At 58.5% G+C, this 371-nt stretch carries 1 protein-coding gene; it reads right to left on the bottom strand.

The window, feature by feature from the left end; all coding sequences use genetic code 11:
• The coding region (locus DEH80_RS17085) for an IS30 family transposase (protein ID WP_243412851.1) at window positions 1-353 on the bottom strand (353 nt) is incomplete at its 3' end.
• Window positions 354-371: the final 18 nt, after the last annotated feature.

Here is a 371-nt window from a genome sequence, read left to right as displayed (position 1 = left end):
GTCTTACGCTCAACCAGCGTGCCAATACAGGACTGATTCAGCTGGCCGATGATCAGGTCGCCTTCCCAGTGGCCTGGAAATTCTCGACCTTCGATTTCGGCTGGTCGCTGATGGATCGTCTGATGATCCGGCACTTGAATCGCCGAGCAGTTCGAAGCGCTGGCTCGACGCCCACGTTTGGGCTTGCCCTGGCGCAGTTGGGACACCAGCAGCCGCTTCAGGTGGTTTCTCGGCTGGGCGTAGACCCACGAATAGATCGTCTCGTGGCTCACGTGCATGGACGGATCGTCCGGGTGTTCCCGTTTCAGCTTTTCTGCGATTTGCTCTGGCGACCACTGACGATGCTCAAGCATGCTGACGACCCGATCTGA

Origin of the sequence: Abyssibacter profundi (genome assembly GCF_003151135.1) — a bacterium.
Lineage (GTDB): Bacteria > Pseudomonadota > Gammaproteobacteria > Nevskiales > OUC007 > Abyssibacter > Abyssibacter profundi.
This window is presented reverse-complemented; position numbering and strand designations above follow the sequence as displayed.